The 22,747-nt window shown below is 50.5% G+C and carries 23 protein-coding genes; 8 read left to right on the top strand and 15 right to left on the bottom strand.

From position 1 onward, the window contains the following. Positions 1-116 precede the first annotated feature (116 nt). The gene (locus tag QMN38_RS11110) at positions 117-1,034 is read left to right on the top strand and encodes a LysR substrate-binding domain-containing protein (protein WP_323605074.1); all 918 of its coding nucleotides are present in this window, start codon (positions 117-119) and stop codon (positions 1,032-1,034) included. Between the two features lie 72 nt (positions 1,035-1,106). Continuing rightward, positions 1,107-1,298: a YdfD/YebW family protein gene (locus tag QMN38_RS11105; protein ID WP_271442561.1), complete on the top strand. Its 192-nt coding sequence runs from the start codon at positions 1,107-1,109 to the stop codon at positions 1,296-1,298. Here the strand turns inward: QMN38_RS11105 and pphA are convergent, their stop codons facing one another. The 5 genes from pphA to yobA form a co-directional block, all read right to left on the bottom strand. Then, positions 1,299-1,940 (bottom strand): protein-serine/threonine phosphatase, encoded by a 642-nt coding sequence (gene pphA / locus QMN38_RS11100; protein WP_323605073.1) that lies wholly within the window; start codon positions 1,938-1,940, stop codon positions 1,299-1,301. It lies immediately after the preceding gene. Between the two features lie 240 nt (positions 1,941-2,180). Continuing rightward, positions 2,181-2,963 carry an HNH endonuclease gene (locus QMN38_RS11095; RefSeq protein WP_323605072.1) on the bottom strand — a complete coding sequence of 261 codons (783 nt, stop codon included), beginning with the start codon at positions 2,961-2,963 and terminating at the stop codon, positions 2,181-2,183. Positions 2,964-3,550: 587 nt separating this feature from the next. Continuing rightward, on the bottom strand, positions 3,551-3,889 hold the full coding sequence (locus QMN38_RS11090; protein WP_323605071.1) for a YebY family protein: 339 nt from the start codon (positions 3,887-3,889) through the stop codon (positions 3,551-3,553). Between the two features lie 16 nt (positions 3,890-3,905). Next, entirely contained in the window at positions 3,906-4,778 is an 873-nt protein-coding gene (copD, locus tag QMN38_RS11085; protein ID WP_271450098.1) for a copper homeostasis membrane protein CopD, read from the bottom strand. 3 nt (positions 4,779-4,781) lie between these two features. Next, positions 4,782-5,156 carry a CopC domain-containing protein YobA gene (gene yobA / locus QMN38_RS11080; protein ID WP_271450097.1) on the bottom strand — a complete coding sequence of 125 codons (375 nt, stop codon included), beginning with the start codon at positions 5,154-5,156 and terminating at the stop codon, positions 4,782-4,784. A gap of 142 nt (positions 5,157-5,298) precedes the next feature. Here yobA and QMN38_RS11075 point away from each other — a divergent pair, with 142 nt between their 5' ends. The 3 genes from QMN38_RS11075 (at position 5,299) to exoX (ending at position 6,978) form a co-directional block, all read left to right on the top strand. Further along, positions 5,299-5,529, top strand: a complete 231-nt coding sequence (locus tag QMN38_RS11075) for a DNA polymerase III subunit theta (protein WP_005120732.1) — start codon at positions 5,299-5,301, stop codon at positions 5,527-5,529. Between the two features lie 106 nt (positions 5,530-5,635). Beyond that, positions 5,636-6,292, top strand: a complete 657-nt coding sequence (locus tag QMN38_RS11070; RefSeq protein ID WP_271450096.1) for a carbon-nitrogen hydrolase family protein — start codon at positions 5,636-5,638, stop codon at positions 6,290-6,292. 23 nt (positions 6,293-6,315) lie between these two features. Next, positions 6,316-6,978 carry an exodeoxyribonuclease X gene (exoX, locus tag QMN38_RS11065; RefSeq protein ID WP_271441797.1) on the top strand — a complete coding sequence of 221 codons (663 nt, stop codon included), beginning with the start codon at positions 6,316-6,318 and terminating at the stop codon, positions 6,976-6,978. Here the strand turns inward: exoX and ptrB are convergent. From ptrB to yebG, 4 genes are all read right to left on the bottom strand, one after another. Next, positions 6,960-9,035: an oligopeptidase B gene (gene ptrB / locus QMN38_RS11060; RefSeq protein WP_323605070.1), complete on the bottom strand. Its 2,076-nt coding sequence runs from the start codon at positions 9,033-9,035 to the stop codon at positions 6,960-6,962. The two genes, exoX and ptrB, sit on opposite strands and share 19 nt — an antisense overlap. 86 nt (positions 9,036-9,121) lie before the next feature. Continuing rightward, positions 9,122-9,781: a tellurite resistance TerB family protein gene (locus QMN38_RS11055; RefSeq protein WP_323605069.1), complete on the bottom strand. Its 660-nt coding sequence runs from the start codon at positions 9,779-9,781 to the stop codon at positions 9,122-9,124. Positions 9,782-9,872: 91 nt separating this feature from the next. Next, entirely contained in the window at positions 9,873-10,229 is a 357-nt protein-coding gene (yebF, locus tag QMN38_RS11050) for a protein YebF (protein WP_271441794.1), read from the bottom strand. A gap of 120 nt (positions 10,230-10,349) precedes the next feature. Beyond that, positions 10,350-10,640 (bottom strand): DNA damage-inducible protein YebG, encoded by a 291-nt coding sequence (gene yebG, locus QMN38_RS11045; RefSeq protein ID WP_271450094.1) that lies wholly within the window; start codon positions 10,638-10,640, stop codon positions 10,350-10,352. A gap of 132 nt (positions 10,641-10,772) precedes the next feature. Here yebG and purT point away from each other — a divergent pair, with 132 nt between their 5' ends. Continuing rightward, positions 10,773-11,957: a formate-dependent phosphoribosylglycinamide formyltransferase gene (gene purT / locus QMN38_RS11040; protein ID WP_323605068.1), complete on the top strand. Its 1,185-nt coding sequence runs from the start codon at positions 10,773-10,775 to the stop codon at positions 11,955-11,957. Between the two features lie 102 nt (positions 11,958-12,059). On the opposite strand, the gene kdgA is transcribed toward purT, so the two are convergent. The 3 genes from kdgA to zwf all read right to left on the bottom strand — a co-directional run bounded on the left by kdgA (position 12,060) and on the right by zwf (position 16,257). After that, entirely contained in the window at positions 12,060-12,701 is a 642-nt protein-coding gene (gene kdgA / locus QMN38_RS11035; RefSeq protein WP_005120716.1) for a bifunctional 4-hydroxy-2-oxoglutarate aldolase/2-dehydro-3-deoxy-phosphogluconate aldolase, read from the bottom strand. Positions 12,702-12,735: 34 nt separating this feature from the next. Continuing rightward, positions 12,736-14,547, bottom strand: a complete 1,812-nt coding sequence (gene edd / locus QMN38_RS11030) for a phosphogluconate dehydratase (RefSeq protein WP_086523748.1) — start codon at positions 14,545-14,547, stop codon at positions 12,736-12,738. 234 nt (positions 14,548-14,781) lie between these two features. Next, a complete protein-coding gene (gene zwf / locus QMN38_RS11025) occupies positions 14,782-16,257 on the bottom strand; it encodes a glucose-6-phosphate dehydrogenase (RefSeq protein WP_137381576.1) in 1,476 nt (491 codons plus the stop codon). A gap of 540 nt (positions 16,258-16,797) precedes the next feature. On the opposite strand from zwf, the gene QMN38_RS11020 reads away from it, so the two are divergent. After that, the gene (locus tag QMN38_RS11020; RefSeq protein ID WP_137381864.1) at positions 16,798-17,667 is read left to right on the top strand and encodes a MurR/RpiR family transcriptional regulator; all 870 of its coding nucleotides are present in this window, start codon (positions 16,798-16,800) and stop codon (positions 17,665-17,667) included. A gap of 119 nt (positions 17,668-17,786) precedes the next feature. After that, on the top strand, positions 17,787-19,229 hold the full coding sequence (pyk, locus tag QMN38_RS11015; RefSeq protein WP_137381575.1) for a pyruvate kinase: 1,443 nt from the start codon (positions 17,787-17,789) through the stop codon (positions 19,227-19,229). 83 nt (positions 19,230-19,312) lie between these two features. Here the strand turns inward: pyk and lpxM are convergent, their stop codons facing one another. The 3 genes from lpxM to znuA form a co-directional block, all read right to left on the bottom strand. After that, on the bottom strand, positions 19,313-20,284 hold the full coding sequence (gene lpxM / locus QMN38_RS11010) for a lauroyl-Kdo(2)-lipid IV(A) myristoyltransferase (protein ID WP_323605067.1): 972 nt from the start codon (positions 20,282-20,284) through the stop codon (positions 19,313-19,315). A 120-nt stretch (positions 20,285-20,404) separates the two neighbouring features. Next, complete coding sequence (gene mepM / locus QMN38_RS11005) at positions 20,405-21,724, bottom strand: murein DD-endopeptidase MepM (RefSeq protein WP_071887356.1); 1,320 nt, start codon at positions 21,722-21,724, stop codon at positions 20,405-20,407. 15 nt (positions 21,725-21,739) lie between these two features. Continuing rightward, on the bottom strand, positions 21,740-22,684 hold the full coding sequence (znuA, locus tag QMN38_RS11000) for a zinc ABC transporter substrate-binding protein ZnuA (RefSeq protein WP_323605066.1): 945 nt from the start codon (positions 22,682-22,684) through the stop codon (positions 21,740-21,742). Positions 22,685-22,747: the final 63 nt, after the last annotated feature.

Genomic DNA, 22,747 nt, shown 5'->3' with positions numbered 1-22,747 from the left:
TTCAGAAAAAGTGGATATCAATAGTGAATCAGAGCGTTGCGGGCCATGTTATGAGCAAGGGGAAGACGCTGACAAACGATCTTTATTGCGTCCATTGGTTGAGTTAGACTCAACCAATGACACGATTACTCTCGCTCCCCCATTTGCCGGCATTCGAAGCTGCTGCACGCAGAAGCAGCTTCAGTGCGGCTGCTGATGAACTGTTTATCACCACAGGAGCAGTCAGCCGACACATCCGCACACTGGAAGAACAACTGGGTGTACAACTGTTTTATCGTGCACACAAATCTGTCAGGCTGACGAGTGCCGGTGAGACCTTTTCCCGCGTCGCAACACGGTTACTCGATGAACTTGCGCAGGCAGAAAAAGAGGTCAGCGCTAACGTTTTTTCGGGAAGATTAACCGTCCAGTGCCTGCCCACATTCGCCATGCACTGGCTAATGCCAAGACTGGCTGAGCTGAATGAAGTCCACCCTGAGCTCACCGTCGATGTCACCACCAGCATCGGTCCCGTTAGCTTTGCCTCTCCCTTTGATATCGCTATTCGCCGGGATCCGGCGCATTTTTCCGGACTTAAACCTGTGCCATTTCTTCGGGAATCAAGCCTGCTGGTTTGCAGCCAGCAGTATCTGCACAGCCGACCGCTGGTCTCGCCAGATCAACTGGGCGATCATATAAAAATTCAAATTCGTGCGCGTAACGATCTCTGGAAACGCTGGCATAGCCATTTCCCAAATGATCATCATGAAAGTAACCAGATTATCACGCTGGATCATACGTTTGCGGCAATGCAGGCGGCTGAAGATGGTTTGGGCTTGGTTTTAATGCCCTATTTATTCTGTGAAAAACACCTGAAAACAGGAAGGCTGGTTGCGCCATTTGGCGATTTGACCATCGATACCGGAACCTACTCTCTGCTATGGAACGACAGACAAGATGAGGCGGTAAGAAAATTTACCCACTGGTTGCAATCTTTTGAACTGCCCGCTGAAACATCCCTGCCCTTCACGAGTGAACACACAGTGACGCGTTAACGTCTTTCTCATCGCCCCATTAACTGCAATTTCTTCTACACTATTGATACGGCAACACAATTTGAGGATGGAATGTTCACGCTGATTCTTTTTGTTTGCTACCTGGATGGCGGTTGTGAAGATATCGTGGTTGATGTCTACAATACGGAACAGCAGTGCCTAATTTCGATGGACGATCAGCGTATTCGCAACGGCGGATGCTTACCTGCCGAAAACTATATCGACAGCTTCTGGCACCCTGCTCAGGAATATAGTGATTTCTAATTATTGTAACTGTACCAACGTTAGCTCGCCGCCAAATACCGCGCCGGTATCAATATAGTGCAGATTATCGCGATCAAGCCGATGGCGCAGGGGCGTATGGCCAAACCAAAAGTGATCTGCGCCATGAATTCCACTGCCTTTATTCATTAATCGCGCACGATCCCACAACACCCGTTGTAAATCGACCTCTTTTCGCCACAGATAATCATCATCCGGGTAATCAGCGTGGGCAATCACATGTACGCCATTCTGACAATGCAGTTCCAGAATCCACGGTAATTGCTGACAGGCTTCAAGAGCAAACCTTGCCGCGGGTTGTGCTGCGTGCGAAAACCACGAGCCCCCATTCATAAACCACAACTGCAGATCCCCCGTCACCAGTGCATCCAGCGCCATTTGCTCGTGATTCCCCCTGACCGCCACGATCCAGTTCCGGCGAAGCAACTGTAGGCAGCGCAGACTATCAGGCCCACGATCGGTAACATCGCCGACAGAAACCAGCAGATCGCGCCACGGATCAAACCGACACTGGCGCAATTTATCCATCAGCATAGAAAAACAGCCGTGAATATCCCCCACGACCCAGATGTGACGCCAGTTTGTTCCTTCTATCCTTTGGTAGACGTTATCAGACTGACCCATATGACCTTCTGCACTCAGATATTCCCTGCCTATAACTTTAGCAACAGCGCCATGAAATGAGGAGAATGCCGCATGCGACACGCGATGATTTGCGCAGGGTACGATTTGACATCACGACAAACCCTCTGCCGTCGATGTCATGCAGACAGAATAACTATGCTGTGAATGCTGCCCACATGTCGCCTATGCAATAGGGCTTCTTCACTTTTAATAGCGCTACTACTCTGCCTGGCCCATCCGTTACTTCATTGATAGATCAACTGGTTTCAGTGGCTCCCTCAGTTCAGTATCATGAAAATCTTTGTATCGTGGTTCAAGACGAGCTGATTCTGAAAGAATAACTCGGTTATCCCGAAAACTCAGATGGTCACTATCAAATAACTTATGGAGATCAGCAGCAAGTGCAATTCCATTTTCTACACTCGGTAATCCTTTATTGGCATGGCTAATTATATGGCAAGCTTCAACTGCCAAAGAACTGCCAGTAATTGCGCATTTACTGCCCCAATTTAACATCACCGCTTTGCGAAACTTTGCCTGCTCCCGGCGAATCTTAACCATGCGTAAACCGTCTTCCCTGCGAGCATATTTTCCAATTTGATCCTCAGGTACAGCAATCAGTAAACTGAGAACCGACACAATTTCTTCGCACAACGGAGCTTCGAATGAAACTCCCTGATGACAGAAATGTCGTTTAAAATTAGTCCACGCCTCTTTTCGATTGCTGGGGGGAAGTTGTTCACCAACGAGCAATTCATCCATTGGTAGGAAAGTATCAAGATTGGATAAGTCTTTCAGCTGAACTCGATAGGGATAAGCACTGTTTGGGTCTACTAAAGTATCAATAATTTCGAACACACCACACAACTGGAAATCTCGCTTTCCAGAGAGTTTTTGAATAACAAAAAGGCGGTCACCCGGGTTCACTTGACGGGTTTTCCATTCCTGTCCAACCCCGTACCCATTACTGTAGTCAAAATCTTTTGTATTTTTGGGACCATGATAAGCATAGAAATATTTCATTTTTATTCCTTTTGAAGAGCCAATAAAGAGTAATATCGACAATTCCACGAGAAAACTTAACGTATAAATGCTGTACAGCGGACTGCTGTTTCATGCTACAGGTGCCGTCTGCATGAAAGCATGGTTTCAAGTCTTCGCGTCAGAAAAGGGAACACATAGAGGATTTTGCTCAGAGGTTGTTTGGGTTTAAAAATTTAACAATGACCCAAAAATACCTGGACGCACGTGGTGCAGAATATGTTATGGTTTAGACAGGATATGGAAATTTCGAGTAGTTTTCGCGGGGTTTCGTGAAAGCATCGAAAAAAATCAATGAGAATAAGCACATAAAAAGAGACCGAATACGATTCCTGTATTCGGTCCAGGGAAATGGCTCTTGGGAGAGAGCCGTGCGCTAAAAGTTGGCATTAATGCAGGCTAAGTTACCCTGCCATTTAAGAATAGATGACAGCGCCAGGTTTTCCAGTCCGCGACTAAAGTGGCCTGAAAAAAAGGGTGATTGTCACTCGCTACAATGTAAAAACCGCAAGTTCTCCTGTGAGATCCTTGCGGTTTTTTATTGGAAATCAGAGCGCTACATCTGACAATTAACAGAGCTTTTCTGCACGCTCGATAAACGGAGCAAGGCTCATTTTTTCGCCAGGTTTAGCCGGATTGTCGATCTGGATAATGTCGATCGGTTTTGCCGTGGTTTTACCACTCTCAACCTGCTGTCTGGCAACATCATTCAGTGGGTATTGCACCAGCGTGCTGGGGTTGATGACATACAGCGCGTTGCCCGGACGGCAGGTCAGCATCACCTCTTCACGATTAAACGCCCATTTATCTTTGCCAACCTCAAAACGACTGACGGTAATAACCTGCGGCGCAGCCAGTGCCGCTCCTGAACTTGCCAGTAGCAATAAAGAGATAATGATTTTTTTCATACGTTTTGCCAGTCCATCAGAACGGTTCGAGGGTTGCAAACAGGCTGACAATTGCCAGCACAACAGCGCCTATACCCCATTCCAGCTTCGTCATCCAAATAAAATAGAGGGTCATGCAGCGATTATCCTGCTGCATACGTGGAACAAGAACATACCGATTCACCAGCGCAATCGCCACCATTAGCATGACCAGGGCACATTTTAACAACAGCAGTTTCCCATAAGCCGCATGCCAGGGAACAGAAAAACCGACAATAAACAGTGCATTCATGATGCCGGTAAGCAATACGCCAACCACAAAAAGATGCCCATAGCGGGAGAAGCGCATCATGGTCTTGATGGCTTGATCGCGCCAGCGTCCTTGTGCCATTTTCATACAGTAGAGCACCGGCAGCAAGCCGCCAAACCAGGCAGCTGCGCATATCAGATGCAGCGCATGGTTAACCTGATGAAGTGTACCCGTTACACCATCGTGTAGTGTTGCATGCCCAACGCCCGCCAGCAGAATAAACTGAGCAATCGTCAGCATTAGCAGTCGTCGCGGCATACTGCGCGGTACGATAATGGTCACCGCCAGTGTGACCAGCGCAAGGATAATTTGCCACAGCCAGACGCCCCCGAATTGTGTCTGTAGGACGGCTCCCCAAACGGTGATGGAGAGGACATCCTGCCAACCCGCGCCCATTAATCCCCCCTGAACCGCCAGCATCAGCGTCGCACTGACAAAGCTCCACGCCGCGGCGTGGCGTTGCAGATGTAAGAAACGACGCATCATCAAACGACGGAGCGAAACAGGAGCCAGCCATGCGCCATAGAGCGCACAGCCAAACACCAGCATCAGCGTGGTAAAATGGATAAAACGCAGTGCAACCCAGGTAAACGCCAGCATCGGTTATTTCACGCTAAAGCTATATTGTCCTTTCGTCTTGTGCCCATCCACTGACACAACGTGCCAATCGACCGTGTATTTTCCTGTTTCCAGTGACTGAACGAGCGGAATAATCAGTTGCGTTTTATCCTGCTCATTACGCGTTGCCTTACCCGTTTTTATCTGTTCTTTTTGCGGGCCTGTCAGCGTTGCTCCGCTGAATGCAGGTTCGACACCTTCAGAAAAATTGAGCGTCAATGCCTGGGGTGATGCCGTGACCTGCGCATTAGCCGCAGGACTTTGTTGTGTCAGATGCGCATGCGCCAGGGCTGCAGGTGTCGCCAGAATTCCGGCAAGAGCGATGAGAGCATAGCGAAGTGAAGATGCAGATGAAGCCATATCAACTATTCCTTTTTGTTATGTCTAATCTGTAGAGAATAACCTTCTACAATGATCGAGTCGAGAATCATCATTTCAGGCTTGCCATTAATGCGCACTCTTAGTAACTTTTGCGCGCCAATGGAGAGATAAGGAGAAACGTATGAATATTAATCTGGCCAAACTTGAGCAAGCAGAAATGGACAAGGTTAACGTCGATCTAGCTGCGGCAGGCGTCGCATTTAAAGAGCGCTACAACATGCCTGTCGTTGCTGAAGTTGTCGAGCGTGAACAGCCTGCACATTTACGCGACTGGTTCCGTGAACGCCTGATCGCGCACCGTTTAGCTTCCGTTTCCCTCTCACGTTTACCTTACGAGCCTAAAGTAAAATAAACCTTATATTAAGTTACGATTCCTTACATGATGCCTGCTACAGTATAAGCACATTCTTAATCTATTATTTAAGGATGGTTGTAGACACTATGAAAAGGAAATCATTATGTCACACTGGAAAATTGCTGCAGCGCAGTACGAACCACTTCAAAGATCATTAAGCGAACACGTCGCCCATCATTTGCAGTTCATTCATGAAGCGGCTAAATGCCAATGCGAATTGTTGGTTTTTCCATCATTGTCCCTGTTGGGATGTGTGGACGAAGACGACGCTCTCCCAGCCCCGCCCGATGAAGAGTTATTGCAACCCCTCGCCCACGCCGCGGCCACGTATCGTATGACCATCATTGCCGGGTTGTCGGTAGAGCATCACGATCGATTTGTGAAGGGAATAGCGCTTTTCTCTCCCTGGATGAGCTCGCCGTTAATGTTTCATCAAAGCCATGGCGCCTGTATCGCCAGGCAACGAAATGCCATCAGCGTGGTCGACAGCCAGCCGGAAGGTATTGATATCGACCCGACATTTTCGCTATTCACAACCTGTCAGTCCGTCAGCGAACCAGAACTGCTCTCTTCCGCTTCGCGCCTGCAAAGTTTTTCGCATAAATTCGCCATTGCGGTACTGATGGCCAATGCCCGTGGCAGCAGCGCATTGTGGGATGAACGTGGTCGGTTAATTGTACGCGCCGACAGCGGTTCATTACTGTTAACCGGTCAACGCACGCCACGGGGTTGGCAAGGTGATATCATTCCATTACGCTAGTCGTTTTTGGTCTGGAGCCCGGCATGTTGCGCATAATAGATACAGAAACCTGTGGTCTGCAGGGAGGCATTGTTGAGATTGCATCTGTCGATGTCGTTGACGGAACGATCGTTAATCCCATGAGCCATCTGGTGCGCCCTGACCGTCCCATCAGTCCACAAGCCATGGCTATCCATCACATCACTGAAGCGATGGTAGCGGATAAACCGTGGATTGAAGATGTCATCCCGCACTATTACGGCAGCGAGTGGTACGTGGCGCATAACGCCAGTTTTGATCGGCGTGTGCTGCCCGAAATGCCGGGGGAATGGATTTGCACCATGAAGCTTTCCCGTCGCCTGTGGCCGGGGATCAAATACAGCAATATGGCGCTCTATAAATCCCGCAAGCTGAGCGTCCAGACACCGTCTGGTCTACACCACCACCGCGCGCTTTATGACTGCTACATCACGGCGGCACTGCTGATCGACATTATGCAGACGTCCGGCTGGACCCCGGAGCAAATGGCCGATGTCACCGGTCGTCCTGCGTTGCTAACCACATTTACCTTCGGGAAATACCGCGGGAAACCGGTATCTGAAGTCGCTGAACGCGATCCGGGCTATTTGCGCTGGCTGTTTAATAACCTTGACAATATGAGCCCGGAATTGCGCCTAACGCTGAAACACTATCTGGATAACGCCTGAGTTGCCGCCTGACCAGGCAGTGTTCCCTGCGCGAGACCAATTAAAAAAGCGAACTCGAGGGCCACACCTTCATAGGATTTATAACGCCCGGATTTACCGCCATGCCCGGAGTCCATGTCCGTACACAATAGCAGCAGATGTTCGTCTGTTTTCATTTCACGCAGTTTCGCCACCCACTTCGCCGGTTCCCAGTATTGCACCTGGGAATCGTGTAACCCTGTGGTAACCAACAGATGCGGATAATCCTGTGCGGTGACATTATCGTATGGGCTGTAGCTTTTCATGTAGGTGTAATATTCTTTGTCCTGCGGATTACCCCACTCTTCAAACTCACCGGTTGTCAGCGGAATTGACTCATCCAGCATGGTGGTCACCACATCGACAAATGGCACCTGGGCAATAACACCGTGAAAAAGTGTCGGACGCTCGTTGATGGCAACACCCATCAGCATCCCCCCGGCGCTTCCTCCCATCCCATAACACAATGAAGGTGATCCATAACCCAGTTTGAGCAGTGCATCACAGACGTCAAGATAGTCATTGAAGGTATTTTTCTTGCGCAGAAATTTACCATCTTCATACCATTGCTGCCCCAATTCACCACCGCCACGCACGTGGGCGATCGCGTACACAAAGCCACGATCCAATAAGCTTAAGCGGCTGCTACTGAAATCAGCGTCCATGCTTGCGCCATATGAACCATAGCCGTACACCAATAATGGATTTTTCCCTTTACGGAAATGCTGCTTGTGGTAGACCAGCGAGACAGGTACCTCGGTACCATCGCGCGCGGTTATCCACACGTGTTCACTGCGGTAATTTGCAGCGTCGAAACCGGGGACGGTAGTCTGCTTAAGTACGCGGCGCTCGCCAGTATCCATATCCAGTTCGAACAGCGTGTCCGGCGTAGTCATGGAGGAGTAGCCATAGCGCAGGCGCGATGTTTCCGGCTCAGGATTATAAGCCAGCCACGTCACATAGGCGGGATCGTCAAAGGCAATCCCTATTACTTCGCGCGTTTTGCGATTGATCTGCCGCAGGCTGGTTAATCCCTGTTGCCGTTCTTCCACCACCAGCCAGTCGGTGAACAGCGTAAAGCCCTCCAGCATGACACTGTCACGCGCAGGGATTAGCGTCTCCCAGGCGTGTTCGTCTCGTACTCGGGTACGGTACAGACCGAAGTTTTTACCCTGACGGTTTGAGCGCAGATAAAACGCGTGCTGATAATGATCGAGACTGTATTCATGGTCTTTCCGACGCGTCAAAAAGACCAGTGGCTCGGCATCAGCCAGTTCTGCATCAATGAGCAAAACCTCGCTGGTGGTTGCACTCGCAATATGAATAACAACATAGTGCTGCGAGGTGGTTTTATGCAGACTGACATAAAATATATCATCAGCCTCTTCATACACCAGCTCATCATCAGTGGATGGTGAACCGACAGTATGCCGCCAGACCTGATACGGCAGCAATGTGGTTTCATGCTTGCGGACATAATAGAAAGTCTGCGAGTCGTTAGCCCAGACTAATTCCGGCTCGACGTTTTCAAGTACCTCCGGGTACCAGTTACCCGTTTGTAAGTTGCGAAAGCGCACGCCATATTGCCGGCGGGAAAGGTAATCCTCCGCCAGCGCCATAATGGTATTATCCGGTGATATTGCCAGACCACCTAATGTATAGAATTCGCTATGGGCTGCGCGCTGGTTTCCATCCAGCAAGGTATCCCATTCATCCCACTCTTCACTGAGAGCAGACTGGCGCTGATAAATGGCATATTCACACCCCGGCTCAAAGATATGGCGGTAGCGGTACCCATTTTTCACATACGGTGCGGACACATCCTGAGGGGGAATACGGTCGATAATCTCTTTCAGAACACGATCCTGCAAAGCTTGCTGCGAAGCCATCACCTGGCGGCCATACGCATTTTCTTGTTGCAGGTAATTCAATACTTCTGGCTGTGAGCGGGTGTCATCTCGCAGCCAGTAATAATTATCAACACGAGTATCGCCATGCTGCGTCATGGCGTGGGGGATACGAGGAGCTTTAGGTAGCATGTCATTGTTCTTTTGCTTAAACATTCTATAAGGGTGGCAAAAGTCAGCAATGATGCAAGCGAAACATGCTCCTGCGCAGTAACTATTTAACCCGGCAGAGCCTGTTTTTGTTGCTTAAGATCCTGCTCAATCCCTTCGCGAACATCCTGCGGAATCTTCAACGCATCACCCAACGCATTCAGATAACTGCGCTCCATAAAGTGGTCGATATCAATTGCCGCACAGCTCAGGAAGTAAATTTCCAGTGCCTCTTCTTCATTACGGACCCCCTGAGCCAGACGCTGCGGGTCGAGTGGTTGTTCAATCGCACGCTCAATCAGAACACGCCCCTGCTCTTCGACACCTGCTTCACGGAGTTGATGTTCAATGGCCCCACGCTCTTTAGCATCGATATGCCCATCGCTTTTCGCCGCAAAAACCAGCGCCAGGATCAGACGCTCAGTTCGCTCATCCAGCGGTGAGCTCTGTGCACCAAATTGTGGTTCCCCCTGATGCGCCGCACGAACCTTATCTTTGTACTTGTTCCATAACACCGTGCCGGCCACTGCGCCCCCACCGACCAGCAGCGCACTGGTTCCGTATTTACTGAGTAATTTACGTGAGGATTTGTTAGCAACCAGTAATCCTGCCAGACCGCCTAGCGCGCCAGGCACCAGCAGTTTGCTAAGCCCTTGTTCACCAGAAGATGTCGCAGATGATGCTTTTTGCCCAAGAAGAGATTGTAGTTGATTCAGCCAGTTAGCCATTTTGCCCCTCAAGTACAGACGAATAATCATCAAAGCGTACCCGAGGGGATGTCAGGAAGTGTTCAGGTCATCAAAAGATGTGCAAATTCAGCTACTGACGCACCTGATACTCTGCTGTGCCAGCTTTGCAATCAAGCTTTACCTGATATTGAATGTCGCTGCTTTTGCCGCGCACGGTCAGGGGGACTGTCCACTGCCCATCTTTACCGACAATATCCTGCGGATTGGCCCACGCTACCGGGTCAAGCTGACCAAGTTTCTTTTGATCGTCGGCCCAGCGCACAATGCGATTCTGCAGATAATCACGTTTTACGCTGGCCGCGATACCATCAGCATCCAGGCCTTCACAGTTTGGAAACTTAACTGACTTACTTTCCGTATTCGCCGCAAATACTGATACGCTGGCAGATAATAACAGCAGGCTCAACAGCGCTCTTTTTTTATACATTCTTTTCTCCTTATCTCCCCTTCGTCCTTCAGGCCGCAGACCCGCGGTGTGAAGGCTGTCAGAGATTGCACAATGATTCAGGGAAAAGCATGGTACAAAATATCAGGAGCGCAAGTCGCTTCAGGCCGCCTGGGTATCATCCTCAGCAGATGTGTCGCTGTCGACCACCTGCGGAGAAGGCAGCTTGCCGTTTTTCAGGATGGCGCTTAGCACCTCTTTTTGCTCAGCAAGCCACAGAGAAAGCGCTTCACGCTGCTCATCTTCCAGCGCTACCGGTGATTGTTCCAGCCATGTGTCGAGCAGATCGGCTGTATCGAGCATCTTGTCATACGCATCGGCTTCCTTTTTGCTGGTAAACGACATTTTTTCCTCACCTTCCCGAATGACTACGTATTTAACTTCAACCGCCATTTTTGCAGCCTCTTAAATTACCTGTATTTATATACAGCATATTCTTTTTCATCCCTGAAATCAACCTGGTAATAAAGACAGACGCAAACGTTTTCGTATATACTGCGCCTAGTTGAAACAGGGGATTAATTTATGACGTTATTAGGCACAGCACTGCGTCCTGCAGCAACGCGTGTGATGTTATTAGGTTCAGGTGAACTGGGTAAAGAAGTGGCGATTGAATGCCAACGCCTGGGTGTGGAAGTCATTGCCGTGGATCGTTACCCCGACGCACCAGCGATGCACGTTGCTCATCGTTCCTACGTCATCAACATGTTGGATGGCGATGCATTGCGCCAGGTTGTCGAGCATGAAAAACCGCATTTTATCGTGCCAGAAATTGAAGCCATCGCCACAGATATGCTGGTAAAACTGGAGCAGGAAGGCCTGAACATAGTGCCTTGTGCACGTGCGACTCAACTGACCATGAACCGGGAAGGCATCCGTCGCCTCGCCGCCGACGAGTTATCTTTACCGACATCATCTTTTCGCTTCGCCGACAGTGAAATGCGTTTTCGCGAGGCCGTAGAAGAAATCGGTTATCCCTGCATCGTAAAACCGGTAATGAGTTCTTCTGGTAAAGGACAGAGCTTTATCCGCTCCGCCGAACAGCTAACCGAAGCCTGGAACTATGCCCAACAGGGTGGGCGGGCTGGCGCCGGGCGTGTTATCGTCGAAGGCGTGGTGAATTTCGATTTTGAAATCACACTGCTGACCGTCAGCGCCATTGACGGCGTACATTTTTGCGCACCGGTAGGTCATCGCCAGGAAGACGGCGATTATCGCGAATCCTGGCAGCCACAGCAGATGAGCGAACTGGCGTTAGCCCGGGCGCAGGAGATTGCCCGCAAGGTGGTGCTGGCGCTGGGTGGTCACGGACTGTTTGGCGTGGAGCTGTTTGTCTGCGGTGACGACGTCATTTTCAGCGAAGTTTCCCCTCGCCCGCACGACACGGGTATGGTGACCTTAATTTCGCAGGATCTGTCTGAGTTTGCCCTGCACGTTCGCGCATTTCTCGGTCTGCCCGTTGGTGAAATCCGCCAGTATGGGCCGTCAGCGTCAGCGTCAGCGGTGATCCTGCCGCAGCTAAGCAGTCAAAACGTTACCTTTGATAATGTGGATGCTGCCGTTGGCGCAGGTTTGCAGATACGTCTGTTTGGTAAACCCGAAATCGACGGTACGCGTCGTTTAGGTGTCGTGCTGGCAACTGCAGAAAGTGTTGAAGAGGCGGTTGATCGCGCGAAAAACGCGGCTGCACAGGTAAAAGTGGCAGGTTAAAACAGGACCCGTAAACCGGATGAGGCAGTAAAACCCCATCCGGCAAAGCCCGATATCGGCGCTAACGCCACTTATCGGGCCTTCGGTTTACACGTTGATAGCTTACTGCTTCGCGCCTTCAACCGCTTCGCGAGCCAGTTTGGTAATACGATCGTAATCACCCGCTTCCAGCGCATCCGCCGGAACCAGCCAGGAACCGCCAATGCACAGCACGCTTTTCAGGGCCAGGTAATCACGGTAGTTCGCCGGGGAGATACCGCCAGTCGGGCAGAAACGAACCTGAGAGAATGGACCCGCGATTGCCTGCAGTGCTTTCGTACCGCCGTTTGCTTCAGCCGGGAAGAATTTGAACTCTTTCAAGCCGTAGTCCATACCCAGCATCAGTTCAGAAACGGTGCTGATACCAGGGATCAGCGGAATCGTCCCTTCGGTTGCTGCTTTCAACAGCGGCTCGGTCAGACCCGGGCTAATCGCAAACTGAGCACCAGCCGCAGTAACTTCAGCCAGTTGCTGTGGATTCAGCACAGTACCCGCACCGACGATAGCATCCGGTACTTCTTTCGCGATTGCACGAATAGCATCCATCGCACATGCGGTACGTAACGTCACTTCCAGAACGCGCACGCCCCCTGCAACTAACGCTTTTGCCATCGGCACAGCGTGTTCCAGTTTGTTAACCACGATAACCGGTACAACCGGGCCAGTGGTCAGGATTGCTTCTGCACTTGTCTTCCAGTTTTTCATCAGAGTTTTCTCTCGCCTGATTACAAATTAAGTCTTAAAAAGTGATACAGGTTGCGCCCTGCTCCGCACCGGACAGCTTTTCACGCAACGCGCTGAACATTTCACGCCCGGTACCCACGCGCGAAGCGCTAAGGTCAGGAATGTGAGGCTGACGAGAGGCAAGTTCCTCTTCATCAACCAGCAGCGTCAATTCACCTGTCTGTCCATTCACACGAATGATGTCGCCATCGCGCACTTTCGCCAGCAGCCCGCCATCGTAGGCTTCTGGGGTTACATGGATTGCTGAAGGCACTTTACCTGAAGCACCTGAAAGTCGTCCATCAGTAACTAACGCAATTTTGAAACAACGGTCCAATAATACACCAAGTGGCGGCATGAGTTTATGTAATTCTGGCATTCCGTTCGCTTTTGGTCCCTGATGGCGCACAACGACCACACAATCCCGGTCAAGCAGACCCGCATCAAATGCCGGTAACACATCATGTTGACTTTCGAAGACCACGGCAGGCGCTTCAATCACTTGATTTTCAACTGGAACAGCTGAGGTTTTCATCACCGCACGCCCCAGATTGCCACTCAGTACTTTAGTGCCGCCATGATGGGAGAATGGCTGGTCAAAGGCAGCAATCACATTGCTGTCCAGCGATTTTTCCGCGCCTTCGCGCCAGTCCAGTTCACCGTTATTCAGCCACGGCTCCAGGGTATAACGCGATAAACCGAATCCGGCCACGGTATTCACATCTTCATGTAACAGACCCGCGTTCAGCAGTTCACGCATTAGTACAGGCACACCGCCAGCAGCCTGGAAATGGTTAATGTCTGCAGGGCCATTCGGGTATAAACGCGCCATCAGCGGCACGATATCGGACAGGTCGGAGAAGTCATCCCAGTTAATCAGAATACCGGCCGCACGCGCCATAGCCACAAGGTGCATCGTATGGTTGGTTGAACCGCCGGTCGCCAGCAGTGCCACAATACCGTTTACCACAACTTTTTCATCGATCATTTTACCGATCGGCATCCACTCGTTACCGTTCCCGGTCAGACGTGTTACCTGACGGGCCGCCGCTGCGGTCAATGCTTCACGCAGTGGTGCATCCGGGTGCACAAAAGAGGAGCCTGGCAACTGCATGCCCATAAACTCCACGACCATCTGGTTAGTGTTAGCGGTGCCGTAAAACGTACAGGTACCCGGTGCATGATAAGACGCAGCCTCGGATTCGAGCAGTGCCATACGATCTACTTTGCCTTCGGCATACAGTTGACGAATACGCACTTTCTCTTTGTTCGCCAGACCACTCGCCATCGGGCCTGAAGGGATGAAGATTGAAGGCAGATGACCGAAGGAAAGCGCCGCCATGACCAGGCCTGGGACAATCTTGTCACATACGCCAAGGAACAGCGCACCATCGAACATATTGTGTGAGAGCCCCACGGCCGCCGACATCGCAATGACTTCACGACTTAACAGAGAAAGCTCCATGCCGTCCTGACCCTGGGTCACCCCGTCGCACATCGCAGGTACGCCACCAGCAACCTGGCCCACCGCATTGGCTTCATGTAGTGCTTTACGAATGATGGCCGGATAGTGTTCATACGGTTGGTGCGCGGAAAGCATGTCGTTATAGGAGGTAATGATCGCGATATTGTTACGCAACATGCTTTTTAGCGAGGCTTTATCCTCCGGCTGACAGGCGGCAAAACCATGCGCCAGATTACCGCATGCCAGTTGTGAACGATGTACGGTAGTCGTTTTAGCCTGTTCGATTCGAGCGAGGTAGGCGGAACGCGTGTCCCGGGAACGTTCGACGATACGTTGTGTTACGCGTAACAAATTCGGATTCATAGAGGCTCCTAAAATTTATCTGTCAGAGCGGTTGGGTAAACAGTGTTACTCAGCATCACTAAATATTGCTGAATCGCTTGTTAGCCGTAGCTCAGGGGCAAAATCGTTTCAGGCAGTGTAATAAAAAAAACCTCGCGGGTGAATCCACGCGAGGTTTAAAAGTGCAAAAATTATTCTACAATCTGTGTTAGATCATGTTACCGGTAAAATAACACCTAATGGCTAGATGATCTTTTACTCGAATTCGTTCCAGGAACGGCCGTCACGGGTGATCATGGCCACAGACGCAACCGGTCCCCAGGTTCCTGCCTGATAAGGCTTCGGCGACTCGTTATCCATCGCCCAGGCTTCGGTAATTGAATCCACCCACTTCCAGGCTTCTTCGACCTCATCGCGACGCACAAACAGAGCCTGAATACCGCGCATGGTTTCCAACAGCAGGCGCTCATAAGCGTCGGCCAGGTGCGTTTGGTTGAAAGTTTCTGAGTAGCTCAGATCCAGCTTAGTGATTTGCAGATTATGTTTGTGGTCCAGACCTGGCACTTTGTTCAGTACCTGGATATCAACCCCTTCATCAGGCTGCAAACGAATAGTCAGCTTGTTCTGCGGCAGATCCTGCCAGGATTCTTTAAACAGATTCAACTCAGGTGTTTTGAAGTAAACCACCACTTCAGAGCACTTGGTTGGTAAACGTTTACCGGTACGCAGGTAGAACGGTACACCCGTCCAGCGCCAGTTATCGATATCGACGCGGATCGCCACAAACGTTTCCGTGTTGCTGCTCTTATTCGCGCCCTCTTCTTCCAGGTAACCCGGTACCTTTTTACCCTGGGCAAAACCGGTGGTGTACTGACCGCGAACCGTTTTTTCACGCACGTTCGAGCGATCGATGCGACGCAGCGATTTCAGTACCTTTACTTTCTCATCGCGAATGCTGTCGGCGCTCAGATCAGCCGGAGGAGACATTGCGATCATGCAGAGGATCTGCAGCAGGTGGTTCTGGATCATATCCCGCATTTGACCTGCCTGGTCAAAATAGCCCCAGCGTCCTTCAATACCCACTTCTTCCGCCACCGTAATTTCTACGTGGTCGATAGTGCGATTATCCCAGTTATTTACAAACAAGGAGTTAGCGAAACGCAGCGCCAGCAGGTTCAGAACCGTCTCTTTACCAAGATAGTGGTCGATGCGGTAAACCTGGCATTCTTCGAAATACTCACCCACCTGGTCGTTAATTTCACGGGATGTCGCGAGCGAAGTACCCAGCGGTTTTTCCATCACGACACGCGCAGGTTTAGCATTAAGTTTTGCTTCACCCAAACCTTTGCAGATCGCGCCAAAGGTGCTTGGCGGCATTGCGAAATAGTTAATCGTGGTACGTGATTTTTGATCCAACATCTCGCCCAGACGGCTAAATGCGGCGGTGTCATTGACGTCCAGGTTACAAAAATCCAGACGGCCGCTGAGGGTTTCCCATAAACTTTCATCAATTTTTTCTTTCATGAAAGTTTCGAGCGCTTCGCGTACAACCTTGGTATAGGCAGCTTTGTCCCAATCAGCACGCCCTACTCCAATGATACGGGTATCCGGGTTAATCTGACCGGCCTTTTCCAGTTGATACAGGGAAGGCAGCAATTTCCGTCGCGCCAGGTCGCCCTTCGCGCCGAAAATGACCAGGTCACATGCCTGGGCTGTTTGCGTTACCGCCATGTCATTCTCCTCAATTGAGTGCCTGGTGCTTTTGCCAGACACTGGTTGTAATTTTCTTACAATGCACTGTACTGCTTTTACGTGATTCCGTGAACCGTAAACGCTTATCCAGCCGTGCTGTTACCGAAAACAGCGGCTAAAGAGACGCCCATTAGGCTCAAAATGGATAAAAAAGTCGTTTTTTTTCGTACCCATGAAGAAGTATGAAAACCAGACTTCGATCATGTAATGAAAAAAAACAACAACTATTCTCTCCATTTTGCCCCGTTCCTTCGCTCCCAGGGGTAGTATCTATACACAAAATAATTCGCGTTGCAGGACAGCGGCAAGAGTGTGACAAACTCGTCAGGAACGAATTTTCCCTGCTGAAGGATGTCCCTCATTCCCTCCCGATGAGCTTACTCAAGTAAGTGATTCAGGTGAGTTAACATAGCCAACGCCCCTGCGGCTCGAAGTATGCCGTGTATAACAAAATTATGCCCCGATTTCCCCATATTGCTGAAATCGCTTTTGCCCATGACCCATGAGTCCACCTACATCATGAATATGCTGGAAAAAATCCAGTTAAAACTGGAACATTTGAGCAAGTCAGAACGTAAAGTTGCTGACGTTATTCTTACCTCACCAGACCAGGCAATCCATTCGAGCATTGCTGCGCTGGCGCTGGAAGCCAATGTCAGCGAACCGACCGTTAACCGTTTCTGTCGCAGCATGGATACGCGTGGCTTTCCTGATTTTAAACTGCATCTGGCGCAAAGTCTGGCAAATGGTACCCCATATGTTAATCGCAATGTGGATGAGGATGACAGCGTTGAATCCTACACGGGGAAAATCTTCGAGTCTGCAATGGCAAGCCTTGACCATGTTCGTCAGTCTCTGGATAACGTGGCGGTAAATCGTGCGGTTGATTTGCTCACTCAGGCGAAGAAAATAGCCTTTTTTGGGCTAGGTTCCTCCGCTGCGGTGGCGCATGACGCCATGAATAAATTTTTCCGTTTTAACGTTCCGGTTATCTATTCCGACGACATCGTTCTGCAACGCATGAGCTGTATGAATTGTAGTGATGATGATGTCATTGTGCTCATTTCACACACCGGAAGAACCAAAAGTCTGGTGGAACTGGCACAACTGGCAAGAGAAAACGATGCCATGGTGATTGCCCTGACATCTCCTGGTACTCCGCTGGCACGTGAAGCAACGCTGGCAATTACCCTCGATGTACCGGAAGATACTGACATTTATATGCCCATGGTCTCTCGACTTGCTCAACTTACCGTGATAGATGTGCTGGCTACGGGATTTACTTTGCGCCGTGGGGCAAAATTTAGAGATAACTTGAAGCGTGTCAAGGAAGCGCTCAAGGAATCGCGTTTTGATAAAGAATTACTCATCAAGAGTGATGACCGCTAAAAGCAATAACAATGTTCTACCCTTTTATCATCCGGGTCGTTCATTTTACCGTTTATGTTCGAGAACGGCCGGATCAATGTTCACGCAACACCTAGTTGTTTCAGTCAACGGAGTATTACATGTCCAGAAGGCTTCGCAGAACCAAAATCGTTACCACGTTAGGCCCGGCAACTGACCGCGATAACAACCTTGAAAAAATTATCGCCGCTGGGGCGAACGTTGTACGTATGAACTTTTCACACGGCTCTCCAGAAGATCACAAAATGCGGGCGGATAAAGTCCGTGAGATTGCCGCCAAACTGGGACGTCATGTAGCTATTTTGGGTGACCTGCAGGGACCTAAAATCCGCGTATCGACCTTTAAAGAAGGCAAAGTATTTCTCAATGTTGGCGACAAATTCCTGTTGGACGCCAACCTCGGTAAAGGTGAAGGCGACAAAGAAAAAGTCGGCATCGATTACAAAGGTCTGCCTGCTGACGTAGTGCCAGGCGATATCCTGCTGCTGGATGATGGTCGCGTACAGCTCAAAGTGCTGGAAGTTCAGGGTATGAAAGTTTTCACCGAAGTCACTGTCGGTGGCCCGCTCTCCAACAATAAAGGCATCAACAAACTTGGCGGTGGCCTTTCTGCTGAAGCGCTGACGGAAAAAGACAAAGCAGACATCATTACTGCAGCGCAAATCAGCGTTGACTATCTGGCGGTCTCCTTCCCTCGCTGCGGCGAAGATCTGAATTATGCCCGCCGCCTGGCGCGCGACGCAGGCTGCGATGCGAAAATCGTTGCCAAGGTAGAGCGTGCTGAAGCCGTCTGCGACCAGAATGCGATGGATGACATCATCCTTGCCTCTGACGTGGTAATGGTTGCGCGTGGTGACCTGGGCGTGGAAATCGGTGACCCGGAACTGGTCGGTATTCAGAAAGCGTTGATCCGTCGCGCACGTCAACTGAACCGTGCGGTAATTACCGCAACGCAGATGATGGAGTCGATGATCACTAACCCAATGCCGACCCGTGCAGAAGTCATGGACGTGGCAAACGCTGTTCTGGATGGGACTGATGCCGTTATGCTGTCTGCAGAAACAGCCGCAGGCCAGTACCCGGCGGAAACCGTCGCAGCGATGGCTCGCGTCTGTCTGGGTGCAGAGAAAATCCCGAGCATCAACGTTTCTAAACACCGTCTCGACGTACAGTTTGATAATGTCGAAGAAGCTATCGCCATGTCAGCGATGTATGCCGCGAACCATCTGAAAGGCGTTACCGCTATCATCGCCATGACCGAGTCCGGCCGTACTGCGCTGATGACATCCCGCATCAGTTCTGGCCTGCCAATTTTCGCGATGTCTCGTCATGAGCGTACGCTGAATCTGACCTCTCTGTACCGTGGCGTTACGCCGGTCCACTTTGACAGCGAAACTGACGGTGTAGTGGCTGCCAACGAAGCGGTCAATCTGCTGCGCGACAAAGGTTACCTGGTGTCAGGCGATCTGGTGATTGTGACTCAGGGTGATGTCATGAGCACCATCGGTTCCACCAACACCACACGTATTCTGACTGTAGAATAACGACGCTGCTGACTGCCTGATATTACTCGCTATTCAGGACGGGTCATCTGATACAAAAAAGCCTCTCGAACGAGAGGCTTTTTCTATTTCTTAGGATAAAGATCTTTGCGTTTATACGGTTCGATTTCGCCGGGTTTGCGGGTCTTTAGCAGTTTCAGAATCCAGGTGTATTGTTCGAGATGCGGGGTGACAAAAATCTCCACTTCTTCATTCATCCGTCTGGCAATGGTATGGTCATCGGCCGTCAGAATGTCATCCATGGGTGGGCGTACCTGAATCGTCAGACGATGCGTTTTGCCATCGTACACCGGGAACAGCGGTATTACGCGCGCATGACAAACCTTCATCAGACGACCAATTGCCGGTAACGTTGCTTTATAGGTCGCGAAGAAATCCACAAACTCGCTGTGCTCCGGGCCGTGGTCCTGATCCGGTAAGTAATATCCCCAGTATCCCTGCCGAACTGACTGAATAAAAGGTTTAATACCGTCGTTACGTGCATGTAAACGACCGCCGAAACGTCGACGTACCGTATTCCAGACATAGTCAAATACCGGATTGCCCTGGTTATGGAACATGGCTGCCATTTTCTGGCCTTGAGATGCCATCAGCATTGCCGGGATATCAACACCCCAGCCGTGAGGGACGAGAAAAATCACCTTTTCCTCATTACGTCGCATCTCATCGATAATTTCCAGGCCCTGCCAGTCAACGCGGTGCTGGATTTTCTCCGGACCGCGCATGGCTAATTCTGCCATCATAACCATCGCCTGAGGCGCAGTCGCGAACATCTCATCAACGATGGCCTCACGCTCGGCTTCGCTGCGCTCAGGAAAACAGAGGGATAAATTGATAAGCGCTCTACGACGCGAACTTTTCCCCAGCCGTCCGGCAAGCCGTCCCAGTTTCGCCAGAATGGGATCGCGAAATGATGCTGGCGTTAATGCAATCCCTGCAATCGCTGCCACGCCAAGCCAGGCGCCCCAGTAGCGCGGGTGACGGAATGATTTTTGAAACTCAGGGATATACTCAATACTCTTTTTTTTCGTTTCCATGCTCTTCCAGTATCGGGGGCCGCGAAAAAGTAAATCTGCTGATAGTGTAGCGGCGCACCGTGTCCCGTACAAAATAAAAAAGCCGGCACGCATAGCGTACCGGCTCTGTCCGTGTATTTATTAATCGAAGCGTAACTGAGGCAGAACCTCTTTCACCTGTGCCAGGTACTCGGTACGATCTGAACCGCTCAGCCCTTCCGTACGCGGCAGTTTTGCCGTCAACGGGTTCACTGCCTGCTGGTTGACCCATACTTCGTAGTGCAGGTGCGGGCCAGTAGAACGCCCAGTGTTACCTGACAGCGCAATACGATCACCTCGTTTCACTTTTTGCCCTGGTTTAACCAGCAGCTTACGCAGGTGCATGTAACGGGTGGTGTAAGTGCGACCGTGACGAACAGCAACATAGTATCCGGCCGCGCCACTGCGTTTCGCGACCACCACTTCACCATCACCGACTGACAGCACCGGCGTACCTTGCGGCATCGCAAAGTCGACACCTTTGTGCGGTGCAACCCGTCCGGTTACCGGATTCAGGCGACGTGGATTGAAGTTTGACGAAATACGGAATTGCTTCGCCGTAGGGAAACGCATAAACCCTTTAGCAAGCCCGGTCCCGTTACGGTCATAGAATTTACCGTCTTCAGCACGGATCGCGTAATAATCCTTGCCTTCAGATCGCAAACGAACGCCCAGCAGTTGGCTTTGTTCGCGTTTACCGTCCAGCATCTCGCGAGACATCAAAACGGAGAACTCATCGCCTTTCTTCAGCTTGCGAAAGTCCATCTGCCATTGCATCGCTTTAATCACCGCGCTGATTTCAGAGCTGGTCAGGCCAGCATCTCTTGCACTGGCGACGAAACTACCGCCCACCGTACCGTTGATTCGGCTGTTAACCCAGTCGCCCTGCTGCATTTCGCTGCTCATTTTGAAACCCGTTGCCGTACGATCATAAGTACGGGTTTCACGGCGGGAAACTTCCCAGGTCAGGCGCTGCAAATCACCTTCCGAAGACAGCGTCCAGGAAAGTTGCTGGCCAATTTTTAGGTTACGTAAATCTTTATCAGATGCGGCAAGCTGGCTGATATCGCCCATATCAATGCCGTACTGGTTCAGGATACTGCTCAGCGTATCGCCGGTAGAGACAACATACTCGTGAACCCCGGCCTCGCCAGAGGTCTTGTCATCGAGTTCGTCCTGTGGGATAGCTTCATCTTCCTGAGCGGCTTGATCGATAGGTTCGCTGGCCTCTGGCAACAGTGAACGTATCTCGCTTTTTTCCAGCTCAATAGTTTTAACGATGGGTGCAGAGTCGGGATGGTATACATAAGGCCGCCAGACTGCGACGGCCAATGTCAGAACAGTAAGCGACCCCAACATAACACGATGGGGTCGCGGCAAATTATTAAATGCCAGAGCGACAGAGCGGGCTATCTGTTGCACGTATTCACTTCCTCATTAATCTCCTTTCAGGCAGCTCGCATACTGGTTGGCTAATTGGTTCAGAAACGCTGAATAGCTTGTTTTACCCAGTTTGATATTCGTTCCGAGGGGATCCAACGTTCCCATTCGAACGGATGTCCCTCTCGCTACGGCTTCAACGACCGCTGGCCTGAACTGTGGCTCAGCAAAAACGCAGGTTGCTTTTTGCTCAACCAACTGTGTTCTTATTTCATGTAAACGCTGCGCACCAGGTTGAATCTCAGGGTTCACGGTAAAGTGACCAAGCGGTGTTAGCCCGTAGTGTTTTTCGTAGTAGCCATAGGCGTCATGAAAAACGAAATACCCTTTCCCCTTGAGCGGTGCGAGCTCGTTACCTACCTGCTTATCGGTTGCGGCTAATTGTGCCTCAAAATCCTTCAGGTTGGCGTCAAGTTTGGCTCGACTTTGCGGCATAAGTTCCACTAATTTATCATGGATTGCAACCGCTGAGGCCCGCGCTATCTCTGGGGAAAGCCAAAGATGCATGTTGTAATCACCATGATGGTGATGCTCGTCACTTTTTTCGCCGTGAGCGTCGTTATGCCCATGATCGTCATCATCATCGTCAGCGCCTTTCATGAGTAACGGTTTCACGTCATTGAGCTGCGCAATCGTTACCTGTTTTGCGTTAGGAATATTCTTGACTGACTTTTCCATAAACGCCTCCATTTCCGGACCGGTCCATACTACTAAGTCCGCGTTCTGTAAGCGTTTTACATCTGAAGGGCGCAGCGAATAATCATGTTCGGAAGCCCCGTCAGGCAGCAGAACCTGGGTGTCTGTAACCCCATCTGCAATCGCTGAAGCAATAAAGCCCAACGGCTTAAGTGAGGCCACTACAGCGGCATTTGCTGCCTGAGTTGCACTACCCCAAAGAGCAGCGGATAACGCTGCGAAAAGAAGCGTATTTTTATGTAACATAATGCGACCAATCATCGTAACGAATGTGAGAAATGTGATATTATAACATTCTATAACTTCTGC

The organism is Citrobacter sp. R-1.5.2, from assembly GCF_035064245.1.
Lineage (GTDB): Bacteria > Pseudomonadota > Gammaproteobacteria > Enterobacterales > Enterobacteriaceae > Citrobacter.
The sequence above is the reverse complement of the archived record's forward strand: the minus strand, read 5'-3'. Positions and strand labels throughout refer to the sequence as shown.